At 35.4% G+C, this 18,901-nt stretch carries 10 protein-coding genes; all 10 read right to left on the reverse strand.

Features of this window, described 5'->3' with window-relative positions; genetic code table 11:
• Window positions 1-24 precede the first annotated feature (24 nt).
• A complete protein-coding gene (locus tag GWR14_RS01975) occupies window positions 25-1,854 on the reverse strand; it encodes a metallophosphoesterase family protein (protein ID WP_163407269.1) in 1,830 nt (609 codons plus the stop codon).
• Window positions 1,855-2,026: 172 nt separating this feature from the next.
• Window positions 2,027-3,604, reverse strand: a complete 1,578-nt coding sequence (locus GWR14_RS01980) for a glycoside hydrolase family 28 protein (protein ID WP_163407270.1) — start codon at window positions 3,602-3,604, stop codon at window positions 2,027-2,029.
• 82 nt (window positions 3,605-3,686) lie between these two features.
• Entirely contained in the window at window positions 3,687-4,535 is an 849-nt protein-coding gene (locus GWR14_RS01985; protein ID WP_163407271.1) for a DUF4861 family protein, read from the reverse strand.
• A gap of 247 nt (window positions 4,536-4,782) precedes the next feature.
• Window positions 4,783-6,579: a hypothetical protein gene (locus GWR14_RS01990; protein WP_163407272.1), complete on the reverse strand. Its 1,797-nt coding sequence runs from the start codon at window positions 6,577-6,579 to the stop codon at window positions 4,783-4,785.
• 56 nt (window positions 6,580-6,635) lie between these two features.
• The gene (locus GWR14_RS01995) at window positions 6,636-7,202 is read right to left on the reverse strand and encodes a hypothetical protein (RefSeq protein WP_163407273.1); all 567 of its coding nucleotides are present in this window, start codon (window positions 7,200-7,202) and stop codon (window positions 6,636-6,638) included.
• A gap of 6 nt (window positions 7,203-7,208) precedes the next feature.
• Complete coding sequence (locus GWR14_RS02000) at window positions 7,209-9,485, reverse strand: GH92 family glycosyl hydrolase (protein ID WP_163407274.1); 2,277 nt, start codon at window positions 9,483-9,485, stop codon at window positions 7,209-7,211.
• Between the two features lie 125 nt (window positions 9,486-9,610).
• Entirely contained in the window at window positions 9,611-11,923 is a 2,313-nt protein-coding gene (locus GWR14_RS02005) for a GH92 family glycosyl hydrolase (protein WP_163407275.1), read from the reverse strand.
• Between the two features lie 241 nt (window positions 11,924-12,164).
• Window positions 12,165-13,778 carry a RagB/SusD family nutrient uptake outer membrane protein gene (locus GWR14_RS02010; protein ID WP_163407276.1) on the reverse strand — a complete coding sequence of 538 codons (1,614 nt, stop codon included), beginning with the start codon at window positions 13,776-13,778 and terminating at the stop codon, window positions 12,165-12,167.
• Between the two features lie 18 nt (window positions 13,779-13,796).
• On the reverse strand, window positions 13,797-16,808 hold the full coding sequence (locus GWR14_RS02015) for a SusC/RagA family TonB-linked outer membrane protein (protein WP_163407277.1): 3,012 nt from the start codon (window positions 16,806-16,808) through the stop codon (window positions 13,797-13,799).
• A 161-nt stretch (window positions 16,809-16,969) separates the two neighbouring features.
• Window positions 16,970-18,898: a glucosamine-6-phosphate deaminase gene (gene nagB, locus GWR14_RS02020; protein WP_163407278.1), complete on the reverse strand. Its 1,929-nt coding sequence runs from the start codon at window positions 18,896-18,898 to the stop codon at window positions 16,970-16,972.
• Window positions 18,899-18,901: the final 3 nt, after the last annotated feature.

Below are 18,901 nucleotides of genomic sequence, written 5' to 3' on the forward strand. Positions count from 1 at the left end.
TTGGTTAAATAAAGTTAGCTAATTTTAAGGATTTATGCGCATGATCTGATTCGTTTTTAAGTCAATCTTAAAATGATTCGAAGGTTTGCTGTTCATTGTTTTCAGAAATATTTTTCCCCATAAAACCAGTTTCTCATTACTTGATTTTTCTAATTGTCCACAAACTATTTGGTATTGTTTTAATCTATTTGTTCCTATTTCAGGAATGGCCAATTCATCAGCGTTTTTCAATCTGTAAAAATCGAAAATCATGTCAAAACCTGTCCAGGATTCAAAATCTTTTATGGTCAGAGAATTATTTTTAAACGCTGCATCAACTTCTGCATTATTTTTATTTATATACGCTAAATCTGCTCCTGAAAGTTTTAAAAGAGAGACTGAAATATCTAAAGGAAAATCTTCCGGTAAAAACCGAAGCCTCACTAATTCCTTTAGATGCCATTTTGTAAAGTCTTTATAATCTTTAGTATTAAGAATTTCCCTATTCCAAATTGAAGGGCTTTTTATCTGCTGTAAATGAGTATATTCTTCATTATAAAAAGGAAACAAACTATTAAAATTTAAAACCTTGTCCATCACCACAGTTTCTACTTCAAGAACTGTATTTGGATGTATGGTTAGAATTTTATAAGCAGGCATATAAGCAGCCAGAGAAGGAGTCTGAATATTAAATAGCGTATTTCCTTTTGCAGTTGTTCGCACTCCCGTATCGTTGATGTGCATATGTCCGCCAAAATGAATCTGAATTCCTGCATCGGCAAAAATTTGGGCTACTTCTTCATTTGGAACTCTTGATAATTGCATTTTGTTTGACCCAAAAAGCAATTTTAATTCAGGAGAAGCATCATCGTTAAAATCCACCATCGGATAATGACTGAAGGCAATCAAAGTTTTTCCTTTTTGTTTTGCTTCTGTCGAAACCTTTTTTACCCAGTCTATTAAATGTTTTTTATAAATGAGTACATTGTTGTAACCAATACTGGCACCGGAAAAATCATGAGGATCATTAGGTAGACCTGATAATTTTTCATTCGGAACATAAGCATTCGCATCTATTGCAAGGAGCCACACTCCTTTTACAGGTTCAACGAGATAACTCGCATCAGGAAGAAATAAATTCGTGTTTTTTACAGAATAAGTTCTTTTTTCTAAATCCGATTCAGCTAAAGCTTTTTCGAAATTATAACTTTCATAATTATAATCTGAAAATGGAGTTTCCCAATACAAATAGTTTTTTTGCGGAAAAAATCCGAAAGCCTGCATTTCATTTAGCGTTTCTTTGTAGCCCCAGTTTTTGATATCGGCTGTAATAACAGGTTCTAACTGATTTTCATGTTTAGGAAGATTGTTTTTGGAGCTGCTTATAATTTGTTCTTTACCGTCTTTCCCTAAAAAATCGGTTTTTAGGGCTTCCTGAGCAAAGGGTTTTACCACATCGTGATTTCCGGTAGTTACAAAAAATGACATGCCGTATTTTTTAGAATACTCGTCAAGTATTTTCCTCAAACCTCTCACATGAACGGGCTGTCCATCATCACTAAAATCACCCGGAAGTACAACCTGTTTGATTCCTCTTTTTGAAATATCATTTAAAGCTTCTAAAAAAGCAAAATAGTTTTCATTAAAAATTCGGGTCGAATGCAATTGGGCATTCATTGTCCTGATGTTAGCGTATTCTCCGGTTACGGGATTTTGGATTCCCTTGTAATTATTGTCTTCGAATTTTGCAAAAATATCCTGTAAATGAGCATCGGCAATAAAAGCGATTTTCAAAGATGCTTTTCTTTCTGCCTTATTGGATTTACAGGCAAATGAAGAAAGTGTTAGCAGTATGCAAATTGATATTCTTAACATATAACTTTTTTATTTAAAACATAGATTTTGTAAACTAAAAAAAGGCGTTTCACTAATTTTAAAACACATACTTTAATTAATATATTAGGTGTCATCCTGAGCGGAGTCGAAGGCTTTTAAACCATAAGGGACTTCGACTCCGCTCAGCCTGACACATCTTTAATTCAAAATCTTACTGTTTATCTATCATTAGTTTTTGTTCTGACAACTCATTTTCTAACATTGCTGAAACTACATTTTTGAAAATTATTTGTTTGTGTTTTGTTTCAGGAAGATTTATTTTCTCCATATTTATATTTTGGACATCATCAAATATAAAAGCAGGCCTGAAATCAGCATCATCTAATATGAATTTGATATTTTTCATAGTTATTCCGTTGGCATGTCTCACATACAAACCATAAGCAGGCAATTCTCCAAACATAGAAAATTCAGGATAATCCTGTGCTGCTTCCGGAACCTGATGTAATCGGTTTAACGGAATATAAGCCATTCCCTTTGTAGCTCTTCCGGGGTAATTGATTTCGATGTTTTCTAAAACTACATTTTCGATATTATGCCCTTTCAAGCCTACAATCGATGACGGAAAAGGATTGTGAAAGAAATCGACTTCTGGTCCTCTTAAATCATAATGAATGTCGGGACGTCCGAACGGTACTTGTACTTTTATATTTTTCAAGTGTACGTTTTTTATACTTCCGGGTTTATCACCTGTTCGCTGTCCCAAACGTATAAAAACAGCATTGCCTGTATTCACGGCATCTATATTTGAAACCTCTATATTTTCTATAAAAGCACCATCAACAGATTCTATTGCAATGGCTGAACGAAATGTATCATAAACCTTAATATCCCTGATGATAACATTCTTGAATCCGCCAAAAGAGGCAGTTCCAAACTTTATGGCACTTGCGCTGGATCTTATGGTACAATTAGAAATACAAACCGAATCATTATAAAATCCCGGGTAATAGGATTTTAAACAAATTCCGTCATCGGCAGCGTTGATATCGCAGTTGGTTACTTTTACGTTTTTACAATCTGTGATATCTATTCCGTCATTGTTCCAGTAAGAACGGTTTACTATTTTGAGATTATCCAAAACTAAGTTGTTACATAATTCGAAGGACAAACCCCAGCAGGAAGCTTCTCCTGCTTTCAGTCCTTCGATTACAATAGATTGACATTGTGAAAAACGAAATAATTTTGGCCTCATGGTTTCATTTGGTCTGTTTCTGCGAAGACTGTATTTTGGATCTACAGCAATACCTGCATGATGAAGACTGTCAATATTTAAAGCCAGTTGTAAACCCTGACCGTCAATAGTTCCTTGGCCTTTTAACGAAATGTTTTTGGCTTTATGAGCAATAATCAAAGCCATTTGGGAGTTGTCGTCTTTCTTAGGAGAATCAGGTCTTCCTTCAAAAGTCATATTTGGGTAGTCTTTCGGATTTGTACTTCCAAGTAATACCGATCCTTCTTCAAAATATAAAGTTACATTGCTTTTTAGTAAGATACTCCCTGACAAAAAGGTTCCTTTGGGAAAAACTACACGGCCTCCTTTATTTTTGAAAGCGGCATCAATTGCTTTTTGGATTGCAATAGTGTTAATCGTTTTTCCATCTGCTTTTGAACCATATTGGGTAATTAGAAAATCCTTTTGAGATTTCTGCGCATTCGATTCAAAACCAAACGTAAAAAGACTGATTAATGAGGTAATAAAAAACAGTTTTAGTTTAATTTTTGACATTTTTATTCTTTTAGTAAATACCGTCAAACAAAAAAAATTAAACTAAAACTGTCTGTAATAAAATATAAATCAGATAATCTTACTATTTAATGTAAGCTTCTAATTTATCTAAAGTGTTTAGTTCTGTTTCTCTTGCGCAAGAAGATATAATTTTTGTTTCTAAATGTTTTGTTGGTTTAGAGATTAACAAATATTGCGTTCCATCATCATTAGTTTTTACATAATCTTTAGGATTGTACATAATGGCAGCCCCAACTTCAATAATTTCTGCTGCTACGTCTTCAGGGTGTTTTCCCCATACCGCAATATAATTTGCACCTTTTTTAATTCCGAAATCTTTAAAATAATTGATTCCTGTAACAAATTGTACTTTTTCACCGGTTAAACTGAAAGCCTCTACTTTAGCATCTCTTTTTCCTGAAAATACAGTTACACGAACCATGATATCTACTTTTTTCCCTTTGTAAGGAACACCTTTTGAAATCATTTCCATCCATGAAGTAGTATCTGTTTTTCCAACACGGGCCAAACGGTTTGTAACAGGGTTCAACGGAACTACTTTTTCACCGTCCCAAAGTTTTACACCTCCTAAACCACTGGTTGCTGCTACTTTATAATAATCAGCTCCCCAGCCTTCTTTTTGCTGTTCCGGAGTTGGGTACCACTGTGCTTTTTTAAGTTCTAATCCTGCTTTAGCTTTATTATATACATCAATAGCTACTTTATCGCTAAAATAAATTCTCAATGCCATCCACTCGTTTTCAATTGCCGGTCCGTGATGCCCGATTGTTTTGTACAAATCTCCCGACTCTGAACCAATATCTGTTAAATACGTTATTTTATCGGACTTCATATACAAACTGGTGTCTGTATTATTTTGTGCAAAACCAATACAGCAAAACAGTAAAGCAGCTAAAAATGATAATTTCATAATTTCAATTATTTATAAGATTAATTTAATTTCCGTAAAAATAAAACAACCTTTCAATAATACCACAACATTTTTTATAATATTAAGAAATTAATCGTTTAAAAAAGTTAAATATAAATTTCACAGATTCACACAAATTCAAATCTGTTTTTAATTGAAACTAATTCTTAAATTAAATTATTAATTCATTAAATTAAATTTTAAAACTGACTAAGACTTATTGAAAATTCATGTAAGTAGTGTTTAATTAAGAAATAACCATTTTGTGATGAAATGGCGTAAATCCGGTAATGTATACATGTTCACCATTTGTGCGCAGACTTCCCTGATGATAGGTATATTCCTCACTATCCAGATTTTCTATATTTAAATGCTCACATTTCCCCGGGCCGAATTGTATGGTATCTCCTCCTGCTGAAAGTGTTCCTTGTCCTGATTTCAGGAAAAAATTCTTTTTTTCATCCATTATCGCACCGGTTACATTGCTTCCTTCTTTAAAGCACATTTCGATAGTTACTTCCACATTTGGAGGCCCGTCCACTTTAAAATCAAGACTTAACGCACCGTTATTTTCTGTAATTTCAATAACAGTTGTCTGCGTTTTTACGTTGCTTTTTATACGGGAATCAAAATCCATTTTATTCCAAAAACGTCCATCAGGAGATTCGGATAGTTTGTAATCACCATCTGCTTTGCGAAATTCTTCGGTAAGTGGCTGATAGTAATCGGCTTCTTTAGTTTCTTTCAGAATGTATTTATTTCCCTCTTTTATGATTCCGTCACTGCTGAAATATCCCATCCTGAAAAACGAAGTAGAAAGGCGCATGTATTTTAGTATTGCTTCTCCTTTTCGATACATTAAAAAATTCGGATTCGAGGATCTTCCTGAAACAATCATTACCGGCTTGTCATTCCCTCCAAATAATGTTACCGAAGTTTTACCGCGTCTAATCCTTGCCAGATTTGAAATGGCAAAAAACTTCTCAAAATCATTTTCAACCGTTCCTTTTACAGAAATTTGTTTTCTGAGTTCTTCATTTTCCATAAAAAAGGCCAAAGAATCGGGCAAAATTTCGTTGGCAAAATCCGGAAGTTTTTCAATAACATTAATCATATAAGCAAATACCGGATTATGGTTTCGGATTGCCATATATCGGTACTGCAGATAAAACTTGGAAACCTTTAAATTCATAAACTGATCCTGTCTTTTTGAATCAACTGTAACCAGATCACCATTTGGTTCAGTGTAATAAAAATAAGTGATCAGATTCTTATTTACTATTTCCAGCAGCTGCGGTCTGTTTAATAATCGGGACATAGTAATCAAAGCCTTGTCTATCACAGCTGAATAAATTCCGCTTCGTTCAGCATAATGCCCGTCTTCATTCATATAAATCCCCTCAGCCAGCCATTCGTCAATTCTTCGCACGTATCTGGCATCAGGATATAAAAAATTAATATTAGCCAAAGCAGCACAAATCACCCATCTGTGGTTGGGTGTATGAACACCTCCGGTAACCATAGCCTCTCCTGCATTCAGAATAAACTTTTTCAGTTTTTCCCGTAATCCTTCTAAATCTTTTTGTTTGTTGTTTTTTAAAATGATTGCAGCAGGACAAATATATTCTAAAATAAAAGCCGTGTCTGGCGGAGACTGCCTGTTTCCTCCTGCATCCAGTGTACCATCGCTGTATTGTTCCTTTAACAAAACATCAATAGCTTCATTCAGTTTCTCAGTCAAAATTTTTGACTTATAAAATTCTGATTGCTGATTAGATATGGAAGCTGTCATTGTGGTTATAGCAGCTGCAATTCCGCGAAAATTATTGAGTTTCACAGCCGGATCAACCGGAGCTTTGTTTAATATGCTTCTAACCTTCGCATCATTGCTCAAAATGAGCTTTTTCATTAATTCAGTATCTTCTTTCGCAGTAATGTTGTCTGAAAAAAAATCATTTGCAAAAACAACATTACTCACTAAAGCTCCTGCAAGCGAAAGGCCTCCCAGCCTTATAAACTCTCCTCGGCTCATTTGATGTTTCATATTGTTATTTATTACTGATTTAACTTTTTGATTTGGTTTATTAAAAATATCCCTAATTACTTATCTACAATTTTTACTAATGTCCAGTTGATTCCCAACGGGTTTTTAGTTATTTTACAGATTAAAGGATACTCAGGATTTTTTACAATCCACATTTCGGTTTCATCAATCTGTGCGATTATATGCAGAGCATCTACAGATTTTCCTTCAATGGTTATACTGTTTTTATCTGTGTCTTGATCTAAAACATAAGTTGTATTATTGTAAACGAATTTGTTGTTTTTCACTAAATCCTGATAAGCTGACTGTGAAATCATAAAGAAAGTTTCGTTTGATTTCAGATTTAAAATCGGTGCATCTTCGCCTTGATTATAACTTAAAGCATTACCGTTTTTCAGAGCTTCAGTAGTAGTAACAATATTGCTATTGACATCTCTTGTGTCGAGCTTCAAAACAAGTGCATCTGCCGTTATTTTAGACGTCAGTGTTAAAGTTCGGGTTTGACCGTGGAGTTTGCAGATGTAATGCAATTCGGTATTGTTTTTTATTGTTGGAACAAAACCCTGTGCTGAAACTAACTGAATTATTCCACAAAAAAGGACGGTAAAAATTGTATTTTTCATCATTGCTTATTTTTTTGGTGGTAAAATAGTTGTTCCCCAAACAGAAGGTTTTGAATCCATTTCGAAAATCAATTCACCTCCTTTAACAATATCTTCATGCGAAATCCAGGCTTTGTTGTAAGGCTGTCCGTTTAAAAGAGCAGTTTTGATGTATTTATTTTTTTCGCTCATTTTTTTGGTCATAATCTTAAAGTTTTTGCCTTCTCCTACTTGTAAAGTAATTTCTTTAATCAAGGGTGTATTCAGTAAATAATAAGGCTGACCGGCGTTTGGATACAATCCCATCATATGAAAAGCCAGCCAGGACGACATAGCACCTGAATCATCATTACCAGGCAACCCTTCGTGTGACGTATTGAAATTATCTTTTATAATGGCTCTGATTCGGTCACTGCTCAAATACGGTTTACCTATCCAGTGATACATTGTAGGCGCCAAAAAGGAAGGTTCATTCGAAACGTCATACAATTTAGAATCAAAAAAAGTATCCAGTCTGTTTTTGAAAGCAACGTCACCACCTGATCTGCGAATAACCTCGGGAAGATCATGCGGAACACTTAACGAATATTCCCATGAAGTTCCTTCATAAAAGAATACGCACCAGTGGCAAACGTACCATGGGGATTCTGTAATGACTGGGGTATATTTATAAGTCGGTTTCTGAATTTTTGATTCGCCAAAAACAACATCATCCAGCCAGTTACCAGAAGCGTCTTTTGGCATAATGAATCCTGTGGCACCATTATTCACGTAATCTGAACGCCATAAATTTTGCCAGTTATCAGCCTGTTTGATATACTGATTGTAAATTTCAGTATGATTTAAACCTTTGGCAACCGTGGCAATATTATAATCGTTGTAAGCATAATCCATGGTACGGTTTCCGGCACGATCTGTACCAAACGGAACATAACCTAAACGTAAATAATCCAATAAACCGCCTCTTCCTTCTCTCTCTTCATTTCCACCAGGCGGTATTGTCGCATCTTTAAGCATTGCTTTTAATGCCAGTTCATAATCTATTCCTTTTAAGTTTTTTACAAATGCATCAGCAAGAACTGTCTCTGCATTTGAGCCACCCTGAGTTCTACCGTTATCATTACCGCTTCTGCCTTCCGGTAAATAACCTTCTCGTTTGTAAATGTTCAGCATTGCATTGACAATTTCTACCTGACGTTTAGAATCGATAAGCGTAATCAATGGACTCGAACTTCTAAAAGTATCCCAGATACAATAAAAATCATCGTAATAGGGTTCGTCATTCGTCCATAAAGGATTTTCTCCGGTTCTGTCAACAGGCATAATCATGGTGTGATATAAACCAGTGTAAAACATCTTTTTATAATCTGCAGAAGTATCGGGAGAAAGCTGAATACGGCTTAGTAACTGTTCCCATTTGTTTTCTAAGGATGACAAAACCGTATTGAAATTCCAATGTGGAATTTCGACTTCAATATTGTTTTTTGCTTTTAATTCGCTTAAAAAAGAAATACCAATTTTCACATTGAGTTCCTGTTTTCCGTCTTTCCCAAAAGAAACCAAAGCAGCTGTTTTTTTTCCTGAATCAAATTGAGCCGATTGATTATTATAAAATTTGCCGTCTTTCCATGTAACGTATTTTGCAATTGGCTGATCAAATGTTGCCCAAAAGTAAACAGTATAAGCACGTCCGTTATTCCATCCGCCTCTGATTCTGCTGTAACCACGAACTTCGGTATCTGAAACAATTTCAATCTGAGAACCCACAAACTGCTGAGCTTCCCTTCCTTCAGGTTCATGAGATTCTCCCAGAAAAAATCCCGGGTCAATTTTTAAATCTTTTGTTGCATTTTTTGGATACGTAATTCTGTAAAATGAAACTTTCTCGGCGGTTGTAATTTCAGTTTTAATGTGATTTTCTTTAAAAACCGTTTCATAATAACCCAGTTTTACATTTTCTTCAGTCCTGTGAGAAGCCTGATCAAGCTTATCCAAAACGCCAGAAAAAGGCATAATCTGAATATTTCCGTATTTAGGTCCACCACCAGTTCCGCTCACATGAACCTGACTAAATCCGGTTACTTCTTTAGGCAATGGCAACCAGCCACTGTTGGGGCTTACCGTACAATCGGGACTAGGTTTAACCATTCCGTATGGACATGACGGACCAATAAAAACACGGCCTACTCCTTCAGAACCAATCATAGGATCTACATAATTGTGAACCGTTGTCTGGGCATAATTTGCTGACGTACAGCATAATGATATTCCTAAAAAAATGATCGTTTTAGTAGATATTTTCATTGCTCATTTTATTTTTTCGGTAATTTATAATTAGCCTCTACTGTTAAAAGCCTTCCACGGAGTTTATCCTGAGCGAAGCCGAATGGACTCAGGATGACATTCAAATCCAATGGATAAAAAAAATATTATTGCTTAGAATTATTAGACATTTCTAAAATCAATTTTCCTCCGTTTGTAACTGCACTGTGCGAAATAGTCTGTTTTTCTACAGCTGTATTATTATAATTTATTCTGTTGATATAAATGTTTTCAGGACTGTTTTTTGGAGCTTCAATAACAAAGTTTTTGCCTTTGTAATAGTTTGGATTTAGTTGAATGGATACTTTAGTAAAAAGAGGACTTCCTATTTGATATTCAGCTTCTTTGTCAGTTCCTCCATTCATTTGAAACAAACCAATTTTAAGTAAGACATTCAGACTTCCCATTAATCCCTGATCTTCATCTCCGTTGTACCCTGTAGCCGGAGATAATCCGCTAAAAGTTTCTTTTATTACGTTTCTGGTCCAGTATTGTGTGAGATCAGGTCTTCTTAATAAATTAAAAATAAAGGATGTCTGAATAGAAGGCTGGTTTCCGAAATTGATTGGAATACGGCTGAACTCAGGGTGTAATTCCGCATCATGAGATGTTCCTGATGTAAATTTTAAATCCTTTGCCGTTTCAAATTGCTTATTCAGTTTTTCAACTGCTTTTTCCTTTCCTCCCATCAATTCTGCCAAACCATCAATATCGTGCGGTACAAACCAGGTTGACTGAGCTCCGTTTGATTCTATAAAACCGTTTTCATATTTATACGGATCAAAATTTTCAAGCCATTTTCCTTCTACATTTTTAGGACGCATCCAGTCTACATTTTTGTCAAACACATTTTGATAGTTTTTAGATCTGGTCATGAAATAATCATAATCTTCCTGATGATTTAATTTCTTGGCTAATTGAGCCAGCGTCCAGTCCTGATAAGCATATTCCAATGTCTGGCTGGCTCCGTCCTGATGGCTTCCAAAATCGCCTTCCGGAATTGGATAAGGGACAAAACCTTTTTCGATATAATATTTTAATCCGCCACCCAGATTTGTATTATGTTCGTATCCAGCTTTTCCCATGATACCATTTAGCATATGGTTTTTCTTCAGCGCAACATAAATAGCCTCTAAATCGTCTTTTACGATCCCTTTTTGAATGGCTGTCACTATAAAAGGAGTCGTTGAAGCTCCTGTCATCACATACGTATCATTACCTCCTGATGGACCACGCGGAATCATACCGCCATCTTTATAATATTGCATTAAAGAATGCACAAATTCATCCATAATTTCGGGATAAACCAGTCCCCATAACGTATTAATTGTCCATTGAGCGCCCCAGAATGCATCTGAATTATAGTGATTGAATTTTGGTTTTCCATTTTCATCAAGCGGTAATTGTCCGATTCTGAACTTTTCTCCTGTATTGTCAGGATACGCACCGTTGGCATCGCTAATTATTTTTCTTCCCTGCAAAGCATGCCAGAGATCAGTATAAAATCTTCGTTGATCGGTTTCGGTACCGCCTTCAACTTTAATTCTGCCCAATAAGTTATTCCATTCATTTTTTGAATCAGCAACTGCTTTATCAAAATCCCAGTGAGTCAATTCTTGCTGTATGTTGTTTGCTGCATTTTCAACCGAAGTGTATGAAATACCTGCTTTCATCAATATTTTGTCTTTGGTCTTGCCAAAATATACCAAATAATTTCCTGTCACTGCATTTCGTTCAATTGAAGTAATCGGTTCATTAAATTTAATTTTAAAATATACTGTTAAAGGCTTTGGGCGTCTGAAATTGGTACTTAAAACCAACGATCCTGAAAGTTCATAATCATTGTTTTTTTCAAGTGTTCCATTAGTGTTTTCGCAAGGTCCTAAAATGGTGTTTAGATTGAAAAGAATTGCTTTTTGGGCGTTCGTTGGAAATGTATATTTATGAAAGCCAACTCTTTTTGTACTGGTTAGTTCTGCTTTTATTTGATACCTGTCGAGTACTACGGAATGATAACCTGGAAATATTTTTTCAGATTCATGACTAAATTTAGAATAAAAATCTGAAAAGATATTTGCACTATTTTCCGTTGTGATCGTTACAGGCATTACTGAAAGTGCAGACATTTGCCATTCATGAACATGGCTGAAACCTTTAATTGTATCAGTAGTGTATTTGTATCCGCCTCCCCAGTCTCCTTTGATTTCAGTATCAGGGTTTAGATTGACCATACCAAACGGACGGTTTGCAGACGAAAAGTAAAACCATCTTGAATTTTCGGTATCAAGCAAAGGATACACCATGTTTACTGGCTCTTCCTTTGGTAAGGAAACACTCTTTTCTGCTTTGCATGACACTAAAAGAATAAGAACTAAACTTATTCCAATGCATCCGGTTTTATAAATTTTATTGAGTCTCATCTATTATAAAGGTATTGGCAGATCTTATTAATTTGTATATTGAATAAGCTTTTTGATGATTTTGCATTCAATTGAAAATCATCAAAATTTAACAAGTAAAATATTATATTTATTTAAAAATGAATAGATATATCAAAAGCAAACTATATTCAAAAAAAGGACAAGCAGGTTTTTAATAAAAAGGAGAAGAATATTATCTTCTCCTTTTTATGAGTTAATCTATTTACAATCCATAATATTTCTAATTCCAGTCATTCTGGATTAATGCAGGATTTAAAACCAAAGCATTAGTTGGGATTGGAAAAATACGACGATTAGTTGTTGCATCAGTTTTAAAGCCCCATTGTCCTTCATATTTTCCAAAACGAATCATATCGTTTCTATGCCATGCTTCATGAGTAAATTCACGACATCTTTCTTTGTAAAGATCTTCTAAAGTTACACTTGTCCATGCTGCAGATGTACTGCGGTTAGAACGAACCATATTAACTAATGAAAGTGCTGTCTGACCTAAAGTCTCACTTCCTCCGCGAAGAATCGCTTCAGCTTTCATAAGGATTACATCAGAATAGCGTAAAAATGGTACATCATTATTCTGGTTACGGCTTGTAGAAGTAGCGTCAGGATAAAATTTAATATTTCTGTATCCCATATTCCATGCAATTTCATCATTTCCGCAGTCGAACAAAGTAGGATTCTGACGCAGTACAATATCCGGAGTTAAATTTACCTGATATGTATAAGCAGCGCTACCATCTGAACCTGTATAAAACTGATCATAACCTTTTTTAGTTGTAGTAACAGTTACCGGAGTAACTCCATCATTCATATACTGTAAACCGGTCAGCCATTGTTTGTTACGAATATCATTAGCATCATCAAAATAAGCATAAAAAGATGGCAGGGTACTTCTTGGTGCACTAGGCGTAAAAGGTAATCCAAATTTTGCTCTTTCAGAACGAGGCACATCATAACGCGCATGATACATCTGACCGTTATAGCCTACAGCAGTAGCAGCCGGATCGTAAGGAACTGCAAAAATGAATTCTTTCATCAATGGTCCGTTTGTTGGATAAAACATCTGAAGATAAGATGCTCTTGGTTCAATAGCATATAATCCTGAATTGATTACAGCATCACAAGCAGCAATACAATCGTTATAACGCTGAGTCCCTGTATAAACCTGTGCATTCAGATACATTTTTGCTAATAATGCGTTTGCAGTTTGTTTATTTGGTCTTCCATAAGTAGTAATGCCTGATGCAGCATTTAAATTTGGCAACGCTTTTTTCAATTCTTTTTCAATGAATTCAAAAACTACTTTTCTGTCAACTTTAGCATGAGCTGTAAAATCTCCATAAACAGTGTCTAAAGGAATGTTACCATAACTATCCATCTTCATAAAATAAGAAATGGCGCGCATTGTTTTTAATTCTGCAATCATAGTCGATTTACTTGCTCCTTCCGGCATTGCCTGATTCAGTATTGAAATCGCCTGATTACTTGTTCCAATAACTTTTGAAGACCAATCCCAAAGACTTGATACCCATCCATTATCCGGTGTCCAGTCGTGGTAATGCAGCATTCTGTAGTTTTGGTTATCATACCAGTTTCCTCCACGGGCAGGCATAATAGACTCATCTGTACTTAATGTTTGTGTAAACCACCATGCAAATGAATATTCTCCTCGGAAAGCAACATATACCGGACCTGCTGTCTGAATATACTGTGCTTCATTTTGCGGAAATACATCCGGGGTAAGCTGTGTTTCAATTGGAACATCCAAATCACTGCAGGAAGATAATAAGCCAGCTACAAGTAATGGAAGTCCTAAATATTTTAATATCTTTTTCATAATTTTTACAATTTAATTTTAGAATACCACATTTAAACCAAACAAAAAGGTTCTGGTTTTTGGATAGAAGTTATTTGAATCTACACCAGGAGCAGTTCCTCCCTGTTCTACTTCCGGATCAATTCCTGAATATTTAGTAATAACAAAAAGATTGTTTACTGTTTCGTAAATACGGATTTTTTTGATGTACTTACCTACTTTACCAAAATCATATCCTAAAGTCAAATTATCTAATCTTATATAACTACCGTCTTCTATAAAACGAGATGAATATTTATAAGCATTCAAATCATTTGGAGATTCATTTGCTGCATCTGCCAGAATATTAGTTGTCATTGCCGTAGTAGGTCTGAACAAATCTGCACGGGTCGCGTTGAAAATTTTGTTACCAAATACTCCTCTGAAGAAAATGTTCAAATCAAATTTTTTGTATGTGAAATTATTATCCCATCCCAGTAAAAATTTAGGCTGTGCACTTCCTGCATAGTGGTAATCTGTACCAATTGCAGGTGTAGTTGTTAAACTTCCGTCTTTTGCAACATACTGAGAAACACCATCTGCATTTTTCCCTGCATATTTAAGTGTAAAGAACTGACCAAGAGGTTTTCCTTCTTTAAAAATCTGTAAAGTACTTCCTGTTTGTCCAGCACCTTCCGGCTGAACTCTACGAATAGAATCTCCTCCAATGAAATATGGATTTGTTAATTTAGTAATCTCATTTTTATTATGAGAACCATTCAAATTGGTTGTCCAGCTAAAGTTTTTAGTTTTAATTGCATTGATGTTCAAACCAACCTCAATACCTTTATTAGACATATTACCTCCATTGGCAACAATTGTTCCTACTGGTACCAATACCGGGTTTACAGAATAGTTAAAGATCATATCTGTAGTTTTCTTGTCGTATAAATCGACAGAACCGGATACTCTTCCTTTTAAGATTGTAAAATCAAGACCAATGTTTGCTGTCGCTGTTTTTTCCCATTTCAAATCCGGGTTAGCTGCCTGATTTGGACCGTAAGCTCCTATCTGCTGTCCATTGTAATAGAATGTTCCAAGGCTTCCTGAAATAAACTGTGCTGTGTAAGCATTAAATCCTGAAGAGTTCCCCGTTTCACCATAACTTGCACGAAGTTTTAAATCGGTAAAAATTCCCTGGTTTTTCATGAAACCTTCTTTATCGATTCTCCAGGCACCCCCTACAGAAGGAAAATAACCCCAACGATTATTTGCTCCAAACACAGAACCACCATCTCTTCTTAGTGTTCCCTGAATAAGGTATTTGTCTTTATAATTGTAATTTAGACGTCCGAAGTAAGAAATTAAACGTTTTTTCTGATACGCTTTGCTGTCACCAAAATTTACTATGTAACCGGCAACTGAATTATAGTTACTTAAAGCAAGGTTATTATAACTTACAGCATCTACAGGAAAATTAGTTGTTGTAGACTGAAATCCATCTCCTAAAACATCTTCCTGCCATGAATATCCAAGAACTGCCTTAATTTTATGATCACCAAAATCTCTGTCCCAGTTTAAGAAGCTTTCAATAATTGTATTAGTGTTCTGATATGAACTTCTCAATGCTGATCCGTTTACTCCAAAATTCATTAATGTATGTACAAGTGGTGCATCAGGATTATTGTAGAAATTAGCACTATTGTATTTTTGATAATAACTGTCATAAAACTCACCATGTAACGAATTTAATTGCTGGTAAGACAGATTTAAGTTATAAGAGAATCCAAAAGGAAGTTTTACCTCTGTAGTGAAACTACCAACAAAATTATTTGTTTTTGTATCATCATCTCCATGATTGATCATGGCAACAGGGTTAAAATAACTTGTCTGAATGAAATTCTCAAAATATGATCCATCCTCGTTTTTAACCGGAGAAACCGGAAGGTGATTTACTGCCTGTAAAAGCACTGTGTTACGCTGAGGAACATTAGTATATTTACTGTTTGAGTTCGTTACATTCAATCCAAATTTAACCTTATCATCAAATGCAAATTGTTCAACAGCTAAGTGGGCAATCAATCTTGAAAAATTACTGCTCAAAAGAACTCCTTCTTTATTGATGGTAGAGATACTTGCAAAGTAATTTCCATGTTCACCTCCACCGCTCATCGAAAGGTTGTGGCTGCTTGACAAAGCACCGTTCTCTCTCAAAATTGCTTTTTGCCAGTCTGTATCTGCACCTTTGTCATTTTCAGGAGTAAAATTCAGATTGTTTTTAGTTGTAAATGCTCTAAGCTGTTTAGCGTTCATCATGTCTAGCTGGTTAGAAACATTTTCTTTACCAAAATAATTGCTGTAACTAATTTGAGTTTTATCCTTTCCTCCTCTTTTTGTTGTTACCATGATAACCCCATTTGCAGCACGGTTACCATAGATAGCAGTTGCAGCAGCATCCTTAAGTACGTCGATAGTAACAATATCCTCTGGCGCGATGATAGAAATATCAACACCCGGAATTCCGTCTACTACATAAAAAGGTCCCTGAGAACTGTTTAAGGTAGAAGCTCCACGCAATACTACTGATGACTGTTTAGTAGGATCTCCACTGGTAGAAACATTCAAACCTGCCACTTTACCCTGAAGTAACTGACCAACGTCACTGATTACTCCATTATTTAATTGATCTGCTTTTACAGAAGTTACGGAAGTTGTCAAATTTTTACGGGATCCTTTACCATAACCAACAACAACAACCTGCTCCAAAGCAGTAGTAGCAGAAGCCAGTTTAATTGTAAAATTTGTTTTTGATCCGTCTAATTTGATTGTCTGATCTGTAAATCCGATAAAAGAAACCACTAAGGTTGCATTAGGATTTGAAACAGACATTTTGAATTTACCGTCAAAATCTGTTACTACACTATGGGTAGTACCTTTTTCAAGAATATTAGCCGCGGGCAAGGGTAAATTCTTTTCATCTAAAATTACACCGGACACTTCTGTTTTCTGTGCCCATGAATTAATTGAAAGACCTAAAAAGAAGGCTAACAATAAAAGTTTTAATTTTTCCATACTCAGTATTAGTTAATTGGTTAAATAGTTTAGACGAAATTAGTTTTAAAGAATTATTAAGAAATGGACATGTTATTCATAAACATGGATTTTTTTGTTAACCCCAGTAAATTAAAGGGCTACAGAAGGTCGTCTTGTTAAAATCTATAACAAAAGTCTTATTAATATATCCATCTCACGAAAGCTTCCATCGCTGCATAATGAGATAATCCAAGCTGATGATATAAATGTGCAGTCTCTCTGTTCCTGTCTTCGGCACGCTGCCAAAATTCCCTGCTGTCAGAACCCTGAAAAACCACTCCGTCTTTTTGTGACTGGTGTTTAAAAATGGCTTTTCTCTTTTCAAGTACCTGATCCGGTCCCATTGGTACAGCCATTTCTATTTCATCAATTCCCCATTCCTGCCATGCACCTCTGTACAGCCAAACCCAACAGTCTTTCATAAAATCTTTTGACTTTAATCTTTTTACAGCTTCAAAAACAGCGTCCAGACATACTTTATGAGTTCCGTGCGGATCTGCCAAATCTCCGGCAGCATATATCTGATGTGGTTTTATTTTCTCAATCAAATCCATTGTAATCTGAATATCCTCTTCACCTAATGGTTTTTTCTCAATAGTACCGGTTTCATAAAAAGGAAGTTCCATAAAATGAATCTGGCTATCTGGCAATCCAACAAAGTAACACGTAGCCTGTGCTTCTCCTTTTCGGATTAATCCTTTAATGTTTCGTACTTCGGGAATATCAATTTCACTGTTCTTTTTATTTTGAAGAAATCGAAGTGATTCTTTGTAAATGTTATCGGCTTCAGCACTTTTGATTCCGAATTTATCATTGTAGTCACAGACAAAACTCGCAAATCGCAAAGCTTCATCATCGGCTACAGCAATATTCCCGGAAGTCTGATACCCTATATGTACTTCGTGTCCCTGCTCGTGTAAGCGCTTGAAAGTTCCTCCCATACTTATAATATCATCATCAGGATGCGGACTAAATATAAGGACACGTTTTTTTGCAGGTTCTGCCCTTTCAGGTCTTTTGCTGTCGTCTGCATTTGGTTTTCCGCCCGGCCATCCGGTAATGGTATTTTGAAGTTTATTAAAAATCTGAATATTGATATCGTACGCCGGACCTAAATCTGCAAGTAAATCACTCATCCCGTTCTCAATATAATCGGCATCCGTTAGCATCAGTATTGGTTTTTTCAAATGCATTGCAAGACCTAAAACTGCTTTTCTAATCAATGTATCTGTCCAGTTTACTTTTTCAACCAGCCAAGGTGTATTGATGCGGGTTAATTTTGAAGCAGCAGCTTTATCCAAAATAAAAGTGGTATTGCTATGTTCCTGTAAAAAAGAAGCCGGTACCAAATTGGTTACCGACCCTTCAACCGAAGCTTTAATAATATTTGACTTTCCTTCACCCCAGGCTAACAGTATTACTCTTTTGGCTTCCATAATTTTTTTAACCCCCAAAGTAATTGCAGTTCTTGGAGTATTATTCAGACCCGAAAAATCGTTGCTTGCCGCTACACGTGTAATATGATCCAGAGCCACCAAACGGGTTTTTGAATTTTGAAGTGATCCTGATTCATTAAATCCGATGTGACCATTACCTCCAATTCCTAAAACCTGTAAATCGATACCGCCCAATGCTTCAATCTTCGTTTCGTAATCAGCACAATAATCCCCAATTGCTTCTTTGGATAAAGTACCATCCGGAATATGAATGTTCTCTGGTAAAATATCCACATGATTGAATAATAATTCGTTCATAAAACGTACGTAACTGTTTATAGAATCCGGTTCCATTGGGTAATATTCATCCAGGTTGAATGACACTACATTTTTAAAACTCAGTCTTTCTTCTTTGTGAAGCCTCACGAGTTCTGCATATAAGCTTTTAGGACTTGATCCTGTTGCTAACCCCAATATACATAACTGATTTTGGGCTTGTTTTTCTCTGATCAGATTCGCTATTTCATTGGCTACTGATTTAGAAGCTATCACTGAATTTTCATAAACCACAGTACCAATATTCTCAAATCGCTTTTCAAAGCTTGTTGCTTTGTCTATACTGCTTTTTAACATTGC

It is taken from the genome of Flavobacterium ajazii (assembly GCF_010614725.1).
Taxonomy (GTDB): domain Bacteria; phylum Bacteroidota; class Bacteroidia; order Flavobacteriales; family Flavobacteriaceae; genus Flavobacterium; species Flavobacterium ajazii.

Excerpts from the sequence above, each read along its gene's own strand:
- GWR14_RS01975 (WP_163407269.1), bottom strand. The coding sequence starts at position 1,854 with ATGTTAAGAATATCAATTTGCATACTGCTAACACTTTCTTCATTTGCC.
- GWR14_RS01980 (WP_163407270.1), bottom strand. The coding sequence starts at position 3,604 with ATGTCAAAAATTAAACTAAAACTGTTTTTTATTACCTCATTAATCAGT.
- GWR14_RS01985 (WP_163407271.1), bottom strand. The coding sequence starts at position 4,535 with ATGAAATTATCATTTTTAGCTGCTTTACTGTTTTGCTGTATTGGTTTT.
- GWR14_RS01990 (WP_163407272.1), bottom strand. The coding sequence starts at position 6,579 with ATGAAACATCAAATGAGCCGAGGAGAGTTTATAAGGCTGGGAGGCCTT.
- GWR14_RS01995 (WP_163407273.1), bottom strand. The coding sequence starts at position 7,202 with ATGAAAAATACAATTTTTACCGTCCTTTTTTGTGGAATAATTCAGTTA.
- GWR14_RS02000 (WP_163407274.1), bottom strand. The coding sequence starts at position 9,485 with ATGAAAATATCTACTAAAACGATCATTTTTTTAGGAATATCATTATGC.
- GWR14_RS02005 (WP_163407275.1), bottom strand. The coding sequence starts at position 11,923 with ATGAGACTCAATAAAATTTATAAAACCGGATGCATTGGAATAAGTTTA.
- GWR14_RS02010 (WP_163407276.1), bottom strand. The coding sequence starts at position 13,778 with ATGAAAAAGATATTAAAATATTTAGGACTTCCATTACTTGTAGCTGGC.
- GWR14_RS02015 (WP_163407277.1), bottom strand. The coding sequence starts at position 16,808 with ATGGAAAAATTAAAACTTTTATTGTTAGCCTTCTTTTTAGGTCTTTCA.
- nagB (WP_163407278.1), bottom strand. The coding sequence starts at position 18,898 with ATGTTAAAAAGCAGTATAGACAAAGCAACAAGCTTTGAAAAGCGATTT.